Genomic DNA, 16,790 nt, shown 5'->3' with positions numbered 1-16,790 from the left:
TGTGCCACACGATGGGTATTCCCCTGTGATATTATTTTTTGAAATTGAGCGTCTGTATAGAGTCGTTAGCGTTCTCTTCGGCAATGAATTGTTGACTTAAATCTTTATTTTGTTTCAATGCATCGCGAATAAGCTCATCGGTAAGCACTAAATGTGCATTTATGATATCACAAAAGGAAATAGGGGTATACATGGCTTCTCCATAAGCAGCTTTATCGGTGTTTAAAATAAATCCATCTTGCGTGATATTTGTAAGTGTCCCGCGAAATTTTCGGCGCCCATCAATTATTATTTTTGTTTCAATTTTTGCAAGATGCCCTTGCCAATGAAAAAAATCAGATTTTCTTACCAATGGACGATCAATTCCAGGTGATGAGATTTCTAAATGATATTTGCGTTCAATAACATTTTGGACATCAAGGAGTGGGGAAACAGTTCGACTAACAGTTTCACAATCTTCTATGGTCATAGAACCATCGGCACGTTCAACCATAATTTGAAGTGTTAAACCATTTTGACCAAGGAGTTTTACACGAACCAAACGAAAACCTAAAGGTTTAAGTAGTGGTATGACAAGAGCAGCAACCTGTGCTTCGATACCCTCTTCTTCAAACAAGCGCGGTTCGTCAAGATTGCTTATTTTTTCAGCTTCGTTCATACATTTTATCCAAGTTGTTTTCATCAGTTTTATGATATTAAAAAAGAGCGGGTCCAACGGCCCACTCTTCATCATAAGACCAAGAATTTAACTATTGATACTCTTAAATTCAAAATTTTTCAAGTTGTTTATGAGAAAAGCGCTTGATCATTTATTTCTTGATAAAGGTAAGATAGGCAGGCGTTCGTCCTTCGCGTAAAGCTTTTGCTTCATAGCGGGTTCCACTCCATAGTGGATAAGGGAGTTTCCAGTCTTGAGGGCTTTCTGCTTTCCATTCAAAGTGATCATGTTGTGCACAATGGTACAAAGTCCAGTTTACATAACTGTCTATATCGCTAGCAAAGCGAAAAAATTTCCCTATTTTAAGAACACGAGCAAAACGGTTAAGATTTTTTATGTTGATGAAACGTCGTTTCCAGTGTTTCTTTTTCGGCCAAGGATCGGGATAGAAGAGGTCTATTCCATCAAGCGAGTTATCAGGGAGCCAATCAAGGAGGCGTGTAGCATCATCATTATAGAGGCGAAGACGATTTTGATGGTTTTGATGCTGTTCAAGAGACAACAATATTTTTGCCATGCCATTGATAAAGGGCTCGACGCCGATAAAACCAGTTTTTGGAAAATATTCCATTTCATGAAGTAAATGTTCACCTCCACCAAAGCCGATTTCAAGTCGAATTTCTCTTACTTTGCTTGAAAATAAGGATGTAAGGTTTGAAGGAGGAGGAACATTTAAATCAATATTAAAATTGGGGAGAAGCATTTTTATACGTGTAAGCTGACTGTTTCGAAGTTGTTTTCCTTGTCGGCGTCCAAAAAATGCTTCACTCTTACGTATATTATGTTTAATCATGGGATTTGGATCATTGTTTGAAGCGTTTTCACGAGATCAGTTTTTTCCCATGAAAACGAACCATCGTTTTTTGGTTTACGACCAAAGTGACCATAGGCAGCTGTTTTTGCATAAATAGGTTTATTGAGGTCAAGATGTTTTCGAATGCCGGTAGGTGAAAGGTCCATTATTTTGCGGATGGCTGCTTCAATAACTTTTTCATCGACTTTTCCTGTTCCATGAAGATTAAGATAAATAGATAAAGGTTGTGCAATACCAATTGCATAGGAGAGTTGAATGGTGCATCTCTCTGCTAAATGAGCAGCAACAATATTCTTAGCCAGATAGCGTGCCGCATAGGCAGCAGAACGATCAACTTTTGTTGTATCTTTTCCTGAAAAAGCACCGCCTCCATGGGGTGCTGCACCTCCGTAAGTATCCACAATAATTTTGCGTCCCGTTAATCCGGCATCGCTTTGAGGTCCTCCAATAACAAATTTTCCTGTTGGGTTAATATACCAACTGCATTGAGCTGCAATGGGAATGTCATGTAAAGCTTGGCGAATGTAAGGCTCAACCACTGTACGTACTTTATTGGAATCCCAGCTTTCATCAAGGTGCTGCGTTGAAAGAACGATGGATGTGACCTCTATTGGTTTTCCATTTTTATAGCGTATGGTTATTTGGCTTTTAGCATCTGGTCCTAATTTTCCAGTTTCTCCCTCTCCTTTATGTCGGGCTGCGGCAAGAAGTTTGAGAATTTTATGCGCATAATAAATTGGTGCAGGCATGAGATCAGGTGTTTCACGGCAAGCATATCCAAACATGATGCCTTGATCACCTGCTCCTTCTTCACCATGCCGATCCGTAGCATTATCAACCCCTCTTGCTATATCAGCTGATTGGGGGCGCAAAAGAACATCAATTTTAACAGTTTTCCAATGGAATCCTGCTTGTTCATAGCCAATGGTACGAATAGCACGGCGCGCTGCTGTACGAAAACGTGTAGGATTAATGAGTGGAAAGCTAGTTTCATCGTAGATGAATTCTTTATTTTTATCTTTTTTTAATAGCGTATCGGGAACACGTACTTCACCAGCGATAACAACACGGTTGACACTGACGAGAGTTTCACAGGCAACGCGTACTAACCATGGATCAGTACCAGTCTTTTCAGCTTCTTTATAGATCATATCAACGATTTCATCGGAAATACGATCACAAATTTTATCAGGATGTCCTTCCGATACCGATTCGCTCGTAAAAAGATAATCTTGATGCGGCATAGGAACTCCTTCAAAAAAGAAAACCAACGATTTAATTAATTGCTTACTAAAGTCGCTACCATTTGCTAATTCTGTAGCAAATCGTCAATGCAAATTTATATGAATAAAAGAGAAAAGATATAATTTTAATTTATAACTTATTTGTCACATCTTCCTCAGAAAGTGCTTTTGCCAAATCAATAATTTTTCGACGCACTTTAGCATCAGATATATTTGTAAAAGCGCGCATGAGCTGAATCCCTTCGCTGCTAGAACAAAAGTCTATAAAATTGTGATCACTTTCGGCAAAACCCTCTACTTGTTGGGAGGTAATACCTTTATCAAAAAAGTAAGAAACAGGAACATCCATAATTTCTGCTATCGCTTGAAGACGACTGGCACCAATACGGTTTGTTCCTTTTTCATATTTTTGGATTTGCTGAAAAGTAATTCCTAATTTTTCACCTAGTTTCTCTTGAGTGAGTCCTAAAATATTACGACGTAAACGGATACGAGTTCCAACATAGATATCTATAGGGTCAGGTTTTTTTCTAGTTTCGGTCATAATGCAACTCTTTATTTCCAGCACTTTTCTTCTAAACCAACATCATATTTATGCGAAGCTGATTTATCATATAATTAAAACAATATGTAATATTTTTTCCCAATACTACTGGTACACGCAACATAATGCCGTACAAAGGGCACTTGAATCATTTAAGCTGTTTTGTAGAACCAAAACCAACACGACACAATAGCATAAGGATGAATAAGATAAAAGTAGAGAAAGTTCTGTATTCATTGCTTCCTATAGGGGTAATGGATGATGGAACTTGTGAATCAATAATGCCCACAGCATTTTGTCGAAGAGCTACAACGATTCGTCCATAAGAATCAATAACAGCTGATATGCCATTATTAGCTGCCCGTATGAGGGGGATTCCCAGTTCAACGGCACGAAGCTGTGCTTGTTGAAGATGTTGATAGGGTCCAGGTGTTACACCAAACCATGCATCATTTGTAATATTAATAATTGCTTGAGGCGGGGAGCCTTGAAAAGTCATTTCATGGGGAAATATTGCTTCATAACAAATTAAGGGTAGATAAGAAAATCCGTTTGGCATTGTAACAATTTTGCGCACACTTGCAGTACTATATCCACCAATATTATCGGCAAGGGTACGCAATCCAATTTTTTTCAATAAATTCTGATAAGGAAGATACTCACCAAAAGGAACCAAATGAAGTTTATCGGAGGTATTTAAAATATTACCTTGAGCATTAATGACTGCAATTGTATTAAAATATTGTGTTTGGGAATGAGGTAGATCATTGCTGGCGCGTATTGCTCCGATAATAGCCCATTGTTTAGGTTTTAAAAGAGAGGCAATGCGCATTGTGATAGATGAGTTATCATAAAGAAGGTAAGGAACGGAAGCTTCCGGCCATATGATAAAATCGGGTTCTGAATTTTGATCGGTTGTTGGTGTTGCACTTAGCTTCATATGCGCTTCCAACATAGCTTCTCGTGTATTATCACGCAATTTTATATTTTGTTGGATGGACGGTTGAACAATACGCACCCAATAAGCACTTTTTTGATCTTCAGCTGTGTTTTCTATAGTATGAAGACGATAAAACCCAAAACCACAGTGAATGAATATAAGTGATAAGCAAAGAGAAAGTGCCACTTTCTTTTTTTCATTCGTTAATAAAACAGTTGGCAAACTGTAGGCTAATACAGCAAGAATATTCATTCCGTAAAGTCCTACGATTGCATCAGATTGCATGAACATTGGGGTTGGCATGGCTGTATAGCCAAGAGAATTCCATGGAAATCCTGTGAATAAAAACGCACGCAACCACTCGGATAATCCTAATGCAAAGGCTAAAACAAAAAAGCGTGCTATTCCTTTTGTCCATAATAAACCGACAATGAAACCAGAAAAAAACCAATAAAGAGAAAGGTAGAGTGGAGGGAATAAAATGGCTAATGGGACTGCCCAACCAAAAGAATCTGGATCTGTTAACAAAGCATTGCATAGCCACCAAAGGCCGCAAATAAAATAACTAAAACCAAATGTTCCACAGCTTAAAGCGTAAGTAAAAAAATGTTTTTTATTGTTTTTGGTGGCCCGTATTGAGTCAAGTAAAACAATAAAGAGAGGGAAAGTTAAAAAGCAAAGAGGTGTTAAATAAAAGGGTGGAAGTGCAAAAGAAGTAAGAGCACCACACAGAAATATCCATGCTTGGCGCTTCCAGCCTGTAACAGAGAACAAAAAAACGATGAAATTGTTTAAAAACGCTGGACTATTCTTTAGGGATGGCATTGTTCTCAAGATTCTCATTTTTGGGAATGCGAAAAATGCGCAATCGTTTAATCCGGCGTTTATCAGCTTCTAAAATACGAAATCTATAGCCAGGTACAGCTTCGACAATTTCACCTTTAGCAGGAATGCGATCAAGAATGGAGACGATCAAACCACCAATAGTATCAACTTCATCACCATATTCCCCTACGATAAAATCAGGACCAAGAGCTTTCTCCACATCTTCTAGTTCAGTTCTTGCATCAACGAGCCATTTATTATTTGGTTCACGTACGATAGCATTGTCGACATTATCATGTTCATCTTCGATATCCCCAACGACTAACTCAACAATATCTTCCATTGAAACGAGACCATCTGTTCCTCCATGTTCATCAATAACTAAAGCCATTTGAGTTCGTGTAGTTTGCATCCGTGTTAATAATTTGCTCGCAAGCATAGAACTGGGAACAAAGAGAACTGTTCGGATCAAATCCAATTCACCGATTGGAGTATGCAAGTCTGTATGGTTTAATTGAAGCAAATCGGATTTTTGTTCGGTTTTTGTTGGGTTGATAATAAAGCGAGTGATGTAGTTAAGAATATCGCGGATATGGATCATGCCGCGCGGATCATCTAAAGTTTCAGCATAAACGGGTATACGAGAATGACCAATTTTTGCAAAACATTGAAGGGTTTCTCCAAGAGAGGTGTTTATTTCTAATGCTTCGATTTCAGAACGAGGTATCATAACATCATCCACGCGTGCTTCACGTAAGCGTAAAATGTTATGCAGCATAGTACGTTCTTCAGGTGAGAAGAGGGCGGTATCTTTTTCATTGTTAGTCGTGAGTGCAACGGTAAGATCATCGCGCAGTGACGTAGATGCACAATTACGACCCCGTAAGAATGAAAATAAATGATTCATCAGGGAATATTTCTCTGTATGATTCGTCTGTTGAGAGGGGTCTTTTTCATTATTAGAAGATGCTTGACTATTATTTTGTGCATTTATTTTGTTTGCCATGGTTTTGAAATCTTTTAGACTTTCTTTTTATAACAGATAAATAAGAGGCTTTAAATGGTATGCTGGTAATATTGATTTTAAAAGTTAAATTTTATCATTGATAGACAATTATGCGTAAGGATCTTTTATGGAAAGCTTTTGAAGAATTTCTCTTTCGAGCTTTTCCATTTTATATGCTTCATCATCAGTTTCATGGTCATAACCAAGCAGATGTAAGATACCATGAACAATCATATGCGTTAAATGATCTTGAAATGTTTTTCCTTCGTTCTCTGCTTCGAAAACAACAGTTTCTCGGGCAATAATAATATCACCGAGCATGGGACCAGGTTGATTTCCAGCTTTAAGTGGAAAAGCAGGAAAGGATAATACATTAGTGGATTTGTTTTTGTTGCGCCATTGTGCATTGATTTGTGCCATATGTTCATCATCCGTAAAAAGCAGGCTAATCTCGCTTACAACATTTTCCAATGAAACATGATGCATAGTTGCCATTAATGCTTTTTCAGTGATATTATAAAGCATTTTCTCATCATTCCACCCTGCGCTTTTAATCATTATATCAATAATAATCATGACGAATCAAATTCATTTTTTAATGCATCGCATGCGAATGATTTTTTTTTATTTTGTATTTCGGAATCACGATCATAAGCACGAACGATAGCAGCAACAAGTGGGTGGCGTACAACATCTTTTTCATCAAAATGCACAATTGCAATATTTTCTACATTTGAAAGAATGCGAATTGCTTCAATGAGACCTGATTTTTGCCCTGTAGGCAAATCAATTTGGCTTACGTCACCGGTAACAATCATACGCGTTCCTTCTCCAAGACGTGTGAGGAACATCTTCATTTGCATGGGGGTAGTATTTTGTGCCTCATCAAGAATAACAGCAGCATGGGCAAGTGTTCGTCCGCGCATAAAGGCGAGAGGAGCAATTTCTATGACACCAGAAGCTAAAATGCGTTCTATTTTTTCAGCGGGCATCATATCATAAAGAGCATCATAAAGTGGTCGTAAATATGGGTCGACTTTTTCTTTGAGATCACCGGGAAGAAAACCAAGATGTTCTCCAGCTTCAACAGCTGGACGTGAGAGAATAATTCGCTCAATGATACCACGTTCTAGAAGCATTGCAGCATGAGCAACAGCAAGATACGTTTTTCCTGTTCCTGCTGGTCCTACACCAAACACAAGTTCAGTATGCTCCATAGCGCTTATGTAAGCGTCTTGTGTTGGAGTTCTTGCATGAATTATTTTTTTATGGGTACTCAACCGTGCTGGTATACGTTTCGTTGCAGATTTGTGTGTTATTGTGTCTTCTTTCTGCTTCTTTGGTATATTTGCCATAGCAATCGCTCCTTTTATATCTGATAAAGTGAGCTCTTGATGTGTTTTGGCACGTTCATAAAGCTGCTGCAATACATATTGCGCACGTTTTATAACAGAAATATTTCCACGGATTAAGACTTCATTACCACGCGGATGAATACTAAGTTCGAGTTTTTTTTCGATATAAGCGAGATTTTCGTCAAATTTACCAAAAACTGCTTTTGCATATTTATTATTTTCGAAAATCAAAACAACTTGGCTCAGATCTGAAGCGCTTGTTTGTTTCAAGGTATCAGCCTTTTCAAGGGACATATTTACTTTTTCTTTAATACGCTTTATTTTTTCGGTTGAAGCTTTCAGCCTATTCTCCATATCTACATAAATATTGCACATTTTGTTAAGTAAACTTTATAAAAGACAATTTTTACAAAAAGTGCACGCTTTAGATGTAATCATTTTCTTTTAAAATAAAAGAGTTTTCCAAAATATTTATTTTTGAACAAGGTGTTAGAGGCATGTTTATCTATTTGTCACTTCACCAACAAAACTGTTTGAGCTTGCATTTTTAATATGAATTTCTATCACGCTACCTGTAGAGGCTTCTGTATCGACAACAACAGGTAAAAGCCAAGGGGAACGCCCTACCATTTGCCCTGAGTGACGTCCAGGTTTTTCGATGAGAACGTTCGTTTTCTGATCAATTTTAGAACGCAAAAACGCATTTTGTTGCTCAAGGAGAAGGGCTTGTAAATGTTGAAGTCGGGAATCTTTTACAGATTCATCAACATGATTTTTCATTGTGGCTCCCACTGTTCCAGGACGGGGGGAATATTTAAAAGAATAAGCTGAACTGTACTGTACTTGTTGAATAAGTTTAATGGTTTCTTCAAAGTCTTCATCTGTTTCTCCTGGAAACCCTACAATAAAATCGCCTGAAAAGGCAATATCTGGCCGTGCGTTTCGAATTTTTTCGATAAGATGAAGATAATGAGAGCTTTTGTGTTGTCTGTTCATGGCTTTTAAGATGCGATCTGAACCTGATTGAACAGGAAGATGGAGGTAAGGCATTAACATATCAAGATCTCGATGCGCGGCAATAAGGCTATCATCCATATCACGTGGGTGGCTGGTTGTGTAACGCAAACGCTTTAAACCATTGAGTTTTGCAAGATGATAAAGAAGATCGCCAAGACGCCAAGTTTTGCCATCAGCACTTTGTCCATGCCAACCATTGACATTTTGTCCAAGCAGCGTAATTTCTTTGACACCCGCTTCGATGAGTTGGCGGGCTTCCTCGGTAATTTGCTCGACAGACCGTGATATTTCAGCACCGCGTGTGTAAGGAACAACACAAAAAGTGCAAAATTTATCGCAACCTTCCTGTACTGTTAAAAATGCGCTAACACCTCGTTTTCTTACCGCATGTTTATTATGGGGCGGCAAATGAGCAAATTTATCTTCAACAGCATAGTCTGTTTCGATAATTTTTTTTCCTTGTTTTGCTTTTTCTAACAATTCTGGCAAGCGATGATACATTTGCGGACCAATAACAAGATCCACTGTTGGAGCACGGCGCAAGATTTCACTTCCCTCAGCTTGTGCAACACAACCTGTTACACCAACCATCAGGGGTTTATCAGGTGTGCGCTCTTGACGCATAACGCGCAAACGACCAAGATCAGAATAAAGTTTTTCTGCTGCTTTTTCACGAATATGACAGGTATTAACAAGAATAAGATCGGCATCATTGGGAATTTGTGTTGTCACATAGCCTTGCGAACTGAGGCTATCAGTCATCCGTTGGCTATCATAAACATTCATTTGACATCCATAGGTTTTGATAAAAACCTTTTTAGGAGCAACAGGAGGCGTATTTTTAGGATTTACTTTATTCATAGCGCATGTGTAAATGTTTTTTACACAAATCTCAATCTATTTGCTTAAAAGTTTTTTGCATGATAATTGCATCACCACGACCATTTTTTGACGCGTAGTAGGCAAGACGTTCAGAAATTTTTTGAAATTCAAAGCGTTGATAAAGGTTCAAAGCAGAAAGATTTGTGGCTTCTACTTCCAAGAATAATTTTATAGCGCCCTTGTCGTGAAGATGGTGAACTGTACGATCGATAAGAAAGGTACCAATTCCTTGTTGACGATAATGAGGATGAACAGCAATTGTGATGATTTCTGCTTCATCAAGGATGAGACGGCATAGGCAAAAGCCTAAAATTTGATCAGAGCGATCAATGAGAAAAACTTTGTATCCGAAGATAGAGTGATCTGTTAAGAAATTATCAAAAGCTTGTTTTTCCCAAGAAGGGGTAAAACAATGTTGATGAATTTGATGAAGAGAAGCACTATCATTAACTTGTAGCGGAGCAATTCCAAAAATCTTTTTTGTCAATGAAAATTTGGGCATTATTTTTTTTGTGGCAAAGCAAAATTGGTTTGTTGTTTTGCATCAGCGCTGCGTAGATAGAGTGGGCGAGGCGAATTTTTTGATTGTTTGTTTGCAGCAAGATAAGCATAGTTTACAATATCGGCCGCTTCGCAGGGGATTTTTTCTAGGACAATTTTTTCGTGTATTTTATGGTTTTTAATATGCTCCATAACGACATCAGCAGCTGGGCCAGTCAGTCGGGTTTTTTTTGGCAAATCTTCGAGGATATTTTCAATTGTTTTTAATCCCGGCTCTCCCAAAGGTGTGAGATCATTATGAAAATTTTGATGGTAGAACATTCCTCTCCCTGCTTTAATGACAACAGTAATTGCCGATACTGTACTTTTACTGTTTATGACTTGTGCTGCTAACGCTTCAAGAGCACTCACTCCAACAGCTGGTATTTCAAGTGCTAATGCCAAAGCGCGTGCTGTTGCAACACCGACACGTACACCAGTAAATGATCCAGGTCCAATATTGACAGCAATACGCTCAACTTGATCAAGCGTCATATTGGCTTGTTTCATTATTTGTGTAATCTGCCCAATAATTTTTTCGGCATGTCCTTTGTTCATGCGTTCATTGATACGCGCAATAACAGATTTATGACGAATAAGCGCAACAGCACAATAAATTGAAGCAGTATCTATAGCAAGGATAAGCATAAAAATATTTTAGTTGAATAAAACGATAAATAAAAGTCCTGCTGTATTTTTAATCTTTTCATTATCGTATATTTCATTTGTAAGAAAGTTACTAGTGCCAATAAGCAACAATATCTTTTTATGAGATAGAACGAGATGTTAATTTAATCCTTATTGTTTCACTTTTTGAATGAGTACCTTGAGTATTGTAAGATTCTCTTATTTTAAATTTACTTATGGTGAAACAATTAAATTTATTAGCTTGTATATTACAAGCGGAGTTAGCGTATGAATCAAAAATCCTTTCACGAATCATTTAAATGTAAGGGTTGTCACAACTTTTAAGCTATCAAATAGTACGTTGATGCCACTTGTATCACATAGTAAGTAAAAGTAATTTAAAAGAGGAAAAGTCATGACCTCACATTTTTTCCAAATAAGAATATATTTTATCAGTCTTTGTATAAAAACCTCAGCGTAATGAGAGCAGATGAAAGAAATGGTATTGTTTTGTATGAGTTACGTATTTTGATACTACCCCGTTGCAAATCATTATGGACTGAAAAGCAAAATTGACAGTTTTCACTTAAATATCAGCTCTTTCAATTTTTTGTATAGAATAATGAGCAATATTTTAGAACTTTTTCTGGTTTATGAAAGAACTGATTTTAATAATAATGAGGACTTTGGGTTGATTGCATACTACGTTGAAAAAATAATAATCAATGCACATTTTAAAATGTTATATGATTTAAATCATTCAATTGTATCATAATAAGGCTACAAATACCGAGAATAATTATGGAGCAGGTTGAAGCCAAAATGACGCGCCATCCTGCTTTTTTTAGTGATCGGATATCAACACCTAATCCTAGTGCAGCCATTGAGATAACAGTAAACAACTGGGCAATAAATTTGATGGGATTGATAGCCTTTTCAGGGATAAGACCACTTGAGCGAACAAGCATCATGATAATAAAGCCAATGATAAACCATGGGACGAGGGTATGTAAACGCAAGCGTGTTTCTGCTGATCGGCGATAAATGATTGATAGAGTAAAAATAACAGGGCCTAACATGAGAACCCGTACTAATTTGACAATTGTTGCAATTTGAACACTTAGAAAAGAGATAGGTGCTGTTGCTGCTAAAACCTGTGGTACAGCATACACAACCATGCCAGCAAGCACACCATATTGGCTAAATGACAAATTCAGAGATGGATGTAAAAAGGGTAGAAATAAAATAATAAGAATTCCTAAAAGAGCAGTGAAGGCAATTGACGCGGCTACATCGTCATGTTTTGCTTTTATAACAGGTGCAACGGCGACAATAGCTGAATTGCCACAAATAGCATTCCCACAAGCGACCAGCATTGCCAAATGTGTAGAAAGCCCGAAAAGTCGGCCGATGGCAAAGCTCAGGATAATCGTTACGAATATCACGAATATGATACTAGCAAGCAAATTCCAACCAGCTGAAAGGACTGCGTTAATGCTAATGCTTGCTCCTAGAAGAACGATAGCAATTTCGAGAAGTGTTTTTGCACAAAAGGTGATACCTTTTTGAAAATATGTTGGCAAAGAAAAACAACTACGGATAATTGATCCTAGAAGAATTGCCAAAACAAGGCTTTCAAGCCACGCTTCCGTGAAAAACTGTTTTTCTACAACTTCTAAGCCATAAGCTAAGGCTGATATGAGTAAACATACTAAAATACCAGGACCAAAGTCGTTTAAAAGTGAGAGATTTTTCTTTATCATTTTAATATTCCCCCGTCATTAAAGAGCTAAAGGTTAAGAAGAAAAAGTTTTAAAGATTTGTTCTTGCTTGTACAGCTGCTGCTAAAGTTCCATCATCAAGATAATCAAGCTCACCTCCTACAGGAACACCATGAGCAAGTCGCGTAATTTTAACTGGAAAATTAGAAAGCTGATCAGTGATATAGTGAGCAGTTGTTTGACCTTCGACAGTCGCATTGACAGCAAGAATAATCTCCGTAATAGGGTTTTGTACAACACGCTGTATTAAGGTGGCAATGTTGAGTTCGTCAGGACCTATTCCATCTAAGGGGGAGAGTCGTCCACCCAACACATGATAACGTGCGGCTAAAGTTTTTGCGCGCTCAAGGGCCCACAGATCAGCAATATCCTCAACAACGATGATTGTTGTATCATCGCGGCGCAAATCTGTACAAATTGAACAAGGATCAATGGTATCGACATTTCCACAAACAGAACAAATGCCGACTTTTTCGATAGCTGCTTGTATAGCCGCTCCTAAAGGCTCCAGCAAAGTCTCCTTTTTTTTGATAAGATGCAGTGCAGCACGACGCGCTGAACGTGGACCAAGACCTGGTAACCGTGATAAAATCTGAATGAGACGTTCAATCTCAGGTCCTGCAATGTATTTAGACATATTTTTGTCCCACGGAAAAAATCCGTTTCATTAAAATGGAAGCTTGAAACCTGATGGGAGTGGTAGCCCTGCCGTTATACTTTTGGTTCTTTCTTCTATTGCGATTTCGATTTTTGTTCTTGCTTCATTATAAGCTGCCATAATGAGATCTTCAAGAATTTCAGCTTCTTCAGGTTTGAGTAATGAAGGATCAATTTGAATTGCTGTTATAATATTTTTGCCATTTAAAGTGATATTGACGAGACCACCCCCTGCAGTGCCCACAGCTTGCAGATTAGCTATTTCCTCCTGAATCTTCTGCATTTTTTCTTGCATTTCTTTGGCTTTTTTCATCATGCTCATCATTTCACGCATAGGAATAGGTATCCTTATTCATCATTGATATCATTTTTATTTTTAAAAATATCAGCATTTTTAAAGGTATTGGAGAGTAAATCAAGATCATTTTCTTCTTTATTGAGTCGAATATCGACAATTTTTGCTTCTGGGAAATGATTGAGGATTTTCGCAATATCAGGATCTGTTTCTGCATTAGAAAAAAGAGTCTTTTGAATCGCTATACTTTCCTCCTGTAAGGTTGGGCCACCTCCTTCATTAACAAAAGTTATTGTCCAGCGTTTTTCTGTCCATTGAGATATCTTTTTTTCTATATCATGAGCAAGAAATTGTGGGGTATTTTCAGAAAGTCTTAAGGTAATATGCCCAGCTTCAAAAGAAACAGGATGAACAAATTCTTTAATAAGGAGTTTGAAAGGAGTGTCATTATGCTGTTCGGCTAATTGAACAATATCGTGCAAAGAATTAATCACGAGAGTTTTAGGTTCAGTAATCTTTTCTGTTGTTTGCGTGACAGAATGCGATAAATTTACAATCTTTTCAGAAAGATCAGTAGATGGAGAAGTTTCTAGAATTTCTGTTACTTCTTGGGCGTTGATTTTGTCATGGTTTTGATTTTTAACTAAATTTTCCGGTTGTAAGGAATGATCTAATTGGTTTTTCAAAGAGCTTTTTAAATCTGATTGATCGGGTAATGTATTTGAAACGCTCGAGGAAGCATGGGCTCCGACCATTGTTTCTTTTGTTATATTATTTGCATTTGTAGATTCTTGATGAGAAGAGTTTTTAACCAGTGTGAGAGGCGTTTTTTCTTGCGTAAGCTTTTTTAAAGCCTCATCAAGAGTTGGTAAGTCAGCCGTGTGAGCAAGACGAATTAAAAGCATTTCAGCGGCTTGAAGAGGACGTGCAGTTTGATTAACTTCCTGTAAACCTTTGAGTAACATTTGCCAGTTTCGGGATAAAATAGGAACGGAAAGTTTTTTTGAAAAGTCTAAACTTCTTAAACGTTGTTCTTCAGTTAGAGAGAAATCTTCCACTATTTCTGGTGTAAAACGTAAACGTGTGACCAGATGATTAAAATCGGCTAGTTCTGTCAATATAGTAAGAGGATCAGCACCTGCTTCATATTGACTGCGTAATTCATGTAACGCATTGACAACATCGCCCTTCATAATAAATTCAAAAAGATCAATGATACGTGCTTGATCCGCTAATCCTAACATTGTACGCACCGCAATAGCATTAACATTGCCATTGCTATGGGCGATTGCTTGATCAAAAATGGATAATGCATCACGTGCTGATCCTTCTGCAGCACGGGCAATCATAGAGAGTGCTTGATCTTCTACTTCCACCTTTTCATATTTCGCAATTTGACGCAAATGTGCACTCAAAGCTTTTGATTCAATACGTCGCAAATCAAAACGTTGGCAACGCGAAAGAATTGTAATAGGAACTTTGCGAATTTCTGTTGTGGCAAAAATAAATTTCACATGGGACGGTGGTTCTTCAAGAGTTTTCAATAAACCATTAAAGGCTTGTGTTGAGAGCATATGTACTTCATCTATAATATAAACCTTATAGCGTGCAGAAACAGGACGATAGCGTATTTGTTCAATAATTTCACGAATATCATCAATGCCCGTATGAGAAGCGGCATCCATTTCTATAACATCAATATGGCGTCCTTCGATAATTTGTGTGCAATGTTCTCCAAGAGAGTCCAATACGGTTGTTGGTTGATCAATATCTTTTGTTTTATAATTAAGCGCACGTGCCAAAATACGTGCTGTTGTGGTTTTACCTACGCCACGAATCCCTGTTAACATCCACGCTTGTGCAATACGACCTTTTTCAAAGGCGTTGGTGAGAGTACGCACCATAGCTTCCTGACCAATGAGGTCAGAGAAGTTTTTTGGTCGATATTTACGAGCAAGAACACGATAGGCTGTTTCTACCGGTAAATTTTCCATGAGTATTTCCAACTTCGAAGTTCTTTATGCGTACATTTTGATAATACAAAAGCATAGATCAATACTGTAGTCTCATATAAAAGGATTTTTTCTTAATAAAATTATTTATGGGACAATTTGTTTAAAAATAACAAAACCCCTTTATTTGCTGCATACAAATGCTGCTCTGAAGATTAAAAATACCTCGCTAAAAGACAGCATAAACAATAATTTCTTCAGCAAAATAGGAGGTTGGAACGATGACCCGTACCAGAACTCGTTGGGGCTGCTTCTTTCCAGACCTGACCCAGTTGGCGAGTAGTTCGTCCACCACCAACCTCCCAAGCTCATATTGTCGATTTGGAATGAAAAATCAAGATCAGAAACGAAAAATATCCTAAGAACGACGAAGAATTTTCCTTTGCGTTTAATTTATTGACATATAAACAACAAAGAGATTGTGGATTTACCAGTTTTTATAGCAGTAGCTCTTCATATTTATTTGGTATGAAAATATTTTTTCGCTTAAGATAGTCTGAATGTATAATTATTCTCATTCGCTGAAACATGTAAGAGTTTTAGGATAGATACATCTGTTCTAAAACTACGAAATTGAATCATCAAAAATTTACAACAGTCAAAGAAGCAAATAAAGCAGATAGATCATGTAATTGGCTAACATTCGAAAGTCAGGGGGGAAGAGTGCTATTTAAAGAATTATAAAATATTGCTTTAATGGTGTTTCTCATCTCACACAAAACAGAACATCCCAAACAGAACAACTTAATGTTGTACATTCATAGGCTTTTTAAAGAGCTATTGCTCAATACTCTTAACTATATTTCAAACGCCACTCATAAATAGTATACATGCTTCCCTTGAGTTATAAATCTATTGTTGCACTACCCTCTTTATGCTTAATACAAAGTATAAATTTTAGCCCTCATGCTATTTAACAACTCCCAATGTTGCGATCCCTTGTACTTGAGAGGCTTTATAAGAAGCATTTTTATTCCTTTTTTTAATCGTTTTTACTCACACACCAATCCCATTTGTAACTTTCGAGGAAACGATTTTAATGGATTCAATATGAGATTTAAGATGGGAGGATCTTACTTTATTCGTGGTTTTAATTCAGTGTAAGAAAATCAAAGTCGTATAATGATAAGCCAGTATCTTAAATATCTTATAAGAGCACCACCTCTTTTAACATAATATAAATATATAAATACTGAATAGATGTTATCGCTCTTTTTTTGCGTGCTTGTTCTTTTAATTAAAAAACATTGATGTTCATCACAAGGTGGGTCAATATATGAAGTTTCATTATTTGAGAAAAGATTTCATATATTTTTTAAGGGGCTGTACTCATACAAGAGAAGATGCAACATTCAACGCTATAGAAATAAGGGGATACTGATTTTATAAGCATAAAAATGGTTCTTATCGATAGTAAGCGAGATTTTATAGTTTCAAATAATATATTCTTTAATAAGGAGGGAAAAGCGAGATAATTTTTATAAAAAGCTGAATGAGTATGACTTAAAGTGCAGTGAGGAATGCATCTGTAGA

15 protein-coding genes and 1 other RNA gene are annotated in these 16,790 nt (G+C 37.2%); all 16 read right to left on the bottom strand.

The features are described from left to right. Positions 1-31: 31 nt before the first annotated feature. The gene (gene rimP, locus ACFILA_RS06855; protein ID WP_273790647.1) at positions 32-682 is read right to left on the bottom strand and encodes a ribosome maturation factor RimP; all 651 of its coding nucleotides are present in this window, start codon (positions 680-682) and stop codon (positions 32-34) included. A 127-nt stretch (positions 683-809) separates the two neighbouring features. After that, complete coding sequence (locus ACFILA_RS06850; RefSeq protein WP_375631073.1) at positions 810-1,511, bottom strand: tRNA (guanine(46)-N(7))-methyltransferase TrmB; 702 nt, start codon at positions 1,509-1,511, stop codon at positions 810-812. Next, on the bottom strand, positions 1,508-2,776 hold the full coding sequence (metK, locus tag ACFILA_RS06845) for a methionine adenosyltransferase (protein WP_273790586.1): 1,269 nt from the start codon (positions 2,774-2,776) through the stop codon (positions 1,508-1,510). The genes ACFILA_RS06850 and metK overlap by 4 nt, the downstream gene beginning before the upstream one ends. A 130-nt stretch (positions 2,777-2,906) precedes the next feature. After that, complete coding sequence (locus tag ACFILA_RS06840; RefSeq protein ID WP_273790585.1) at positions 2,907-3,320, bottom strand: helix-turn-helix domain-containing protein; 414 nt, start codon at positions 3,318-3,320, stop codon at positions 2,907-2,909. Positions 3,321-3,468: 148 nt separating this feature from the next. Beyond that, entirely contained in the window at positions 3,469-5,103 is a 1,635-nt protein-coding gene (gene lnt, locus ACFILA_RS06835) for an apolipoprotein N-acyltransferase (RefSeq protein ID WP_273790584.1), read from the bottom strand. After that, the gene (locus ACFILA_RS06830) at positions 5,066-6,091 is read right to left on the bottom strand and encodes a hemolysin family protein (RefSeq protein WP_273790583.1); all 1,026 of its coding nucleotides are present in this window, start codon (positions 6,089-6,091) and stop codon (positions 5,066-5,068) included. Before ACFILA_RS06830 ends, lnt begins: the two co-directional genes overlap by 38 nt. Positions 6,092-6,199: 108 nt before the next feature. Continuing rightward, the gene (ybeY, locus tag ACFILA_RS06825) at positions 6,200-6,667 is read right to left on the bottom strand and encodes an rRNA maturation RNase YbeY (protein WP_375631071.1); all 468 of its coding nucleotides are present in this window, start codon (positions 6,665-6,667) and stop codon (positions 6,200-6,202) included. Further along, the gene (locus tag ACFILA_RS06820; protein ID WP_375660880.1) at positions 6,664-7,788 is read right to left on the bottom strand and encodes a PhoH family protein; all 1,125 of its coding nucleotides are present in this window, start codon (positions 7,786-7,788) and stop codon (positions 6,664-6,666) included. Before ACFILA_RS06820 ends, ybeY begins: the two co-directional genes overlap by 4 nt. A 159-nt stretch (positions 7,789-7,947) precedes the next feature. Next, the gene (miaB, locus tag ACFILA_RS06815; RefSeq protein ID WP_375631070.1) at positions 7,948-9,324 is read right to left on the bottom strand and encodes a tRNA (N6-isopentenyl adenosine(37)-C2)-methylthiotransferase MiaB; all 1,377 of its coding nucleotides are present in this window, start codon (positions 9,322-9,324) and stop codon (positions 7,948-7,950) included. A 31-nt stretch (positions 9,325-9,355) separates the two neighbouring features. Next, positions 9,356-9,847, bottom strand: a complete 492-nt coding sequence (gene rimI, locus ACFILA_RS06810; protein WP_273790580.1) for a ribosomal protein S18-alanine N-acetyltransferase — start codon at positions 9,845-9,847, stop codon at positions 9,356-9,358. Then, positions 9,847-10,533 carry a tRNA (adenosine(37)-N6)-threonylcarbamoyltransferase complex dimerization subunit type 1 TsaB gene (tsaB, locus tag ACFILA_RS06805; RefSeq protein ID WP_375660874.1) on the bottom strand — a complete coding sequence of 229 codons (687 nt, stop codon included), beginning with the start codon at positions 10,531-10,533 and terminating at the stop codon, positions 9,847-9,849. Before tsaB ends, rimI begins: the two co-directional genes overlap by 1 nt. Positions 10,534-11,246: 713 nt before the next feature. Then, positions 11,247-12,275, bottom strand: a complete 1,029-nt coding sequence (locus ACFILA_RS06800) for a YeiH family protein (RefSeq protein WP_273790578.1) — start codon at positions 12,273-12,275, stop codon at positions 11,247-11,249. Positions 12,276-12,324: 49 nt separating this feature from the next. Then, positions 12,325-12,930 (bottom strand): recombination mediator RecR, encoded by a 606-nt coding sequence (gene recR, locus ACFILA_RS06795; protein ID WP_273790577.1) that lies wholly within the window; start codon positions 12,928-12,930, stop codon positions 12,325-12,327. 30 nt (positions 12,931-12,960) lie between these two features. Next, on the bottom strand, positions 12,961-13,284 hold the full coding sequence (locus ACFILA_RS06790) for a YbaB/EbfC family nucleoid-associated protein (protein ID WP_273790576.1): 324 nt from the start codon (positions 13,282-13,284) through the stop codon (positions 12,961-12,963). A 14-nt stretch (positions 13,285-13,298) separates the two neighbouring features. Beyond that, the gene (locus ACFILA_RS06785) at positions 13,299-15,239 is read right to left on the bottom strand and encodes a DNA polymerase III subunit gamma/tau (RefSeq protein ID WP_375643397.1); all 1,941 of its coding nucleotides are present in this window, start codon (positions 15,237-15,239) and stop codon (positions 13,299-13,301) included. Between the two features lie 223 nt (positions 15,240-15,462). Next, positions 15,463-15,560, bottom strand: an RNA gene (gene ffs, locus ACFILA_RS06780) — signal recognition particle sRNA small type. Positions 15,561-16,790: the final 1,230 nt, after the last annotated feature.

The sequence above is a fragment of the Bartonella sp. CL71SXKL genome (assembly GCF_042194935.1).
Taxonomy (GTDB): domain Bacteria; phylum Pseudomonadota; class Alphaproteobacteria; order Rhizobiales; family Rhizobiaceae; genus Bartonella.
The sequence above is the reverse complement of the archived record's forward strand: the minus strand, read 5'-3'. Positions and strand labels throughout refer to the sequence as shown.

Excerpts from the sequence above, each read along its gene's own strand:
- rimP (WP_273790647.1), bottom strand. The coding sequence starts at position 682 with ATGAAAACAACTTGGATAAAATGTATGAACGAAGCTGAAAAAATAAGC.
- ACFILA_RS06850 (WP_375631073.1), bottom strand. The coding sequence starts at position 1,511 with ATGATTAAACATAATATACGTAAGAGTGAAGCATTTTTTGGACGCCGA.
- metK (WP_273790586.1), bottom strand. The coding sequence starts at position 2,776 with ATGCCGCATCAAGATTATCTTTTTACGAGCGAATCGGTATCGGAAGGA.
- ACFILA_RS06840 (WP_273790585.1), bottom strand. The coding sequence starts at position 3,320 with ATGACCGAAACTAGAAAAAAACCTGACCCTATAGATATCTATGTTGGA.
- lnt (WP_273790584.1), bottom strand. The coding sequence starts at position 5,103 with ATGAGAATCTTGAGAACAATGCCATCCCTAAAGAATAGTCCAGCGTTT.
- ACFILA_RS06830 (WP_273790583.1), bottom strand. The coding sequence starts at position 6,091 with ATGGCAAACAAAATAAATGCACAAAATAATAGTCAAGCATCTTCTAAT.
- ybeY (WP_375631071.1), bottom strand. The coding sequence starts at position 6,667 with ATGATTATTATTGATATAATGATTAAAAGCGCAGGGTGGAATGATGAG.
- miaB (WP_375631070.1), bottom strand. The coding sequence starts at position 9,324 with ATGAATAAAGTAAATCCTAAAAATACGCCTCCTGTTGCTCCTAAAAAG.
- rimI (WP_273790580.1), bottom strand. The coding sequence starts at position 9,847 with ATGCCCAAATTTTCATTGACAAAAAAGATTTTTGGAATTGCTCCGCTA.
- tsaB (WP_375660874.1), bottom strand. The coding sequence starts at position 10,533 with ATGCTTATCCTTGCTATAGATACTGCTTCAATTTATTGTGCTGTTGCG.
- ACFILA_RS06800 (WP_273790578.1), bottom strand. The coding sequence starts at position 12,275 with ATGATAAAGAAAAATCTCTCACTTTTAAACGACTTTGGTCCTGGTATT.
- recR (WP_273790577.1), bottom strand. The coding sequence starts at position 12,930 with ATGTCTAAATACATTGCAGGACCTGAGATTGAACGTCTCATTCAGATT.
- ACFILA_RS06790 (WP_273790576.1), bottom strand. The coding sequence starts at position 13,284 with ATGCGTGAAATGATGAGCATGATGAAAAAAGCCAAAGAAATGCAAGAA.
- ACFILA_RS06785 (WP_375643397.1), bottom strand. The coding sequence starts at position 15,239 with ATGGAAAATTTACCGGTAGAAACAGCCTATCGTGTTCTTGCTCGTAAA.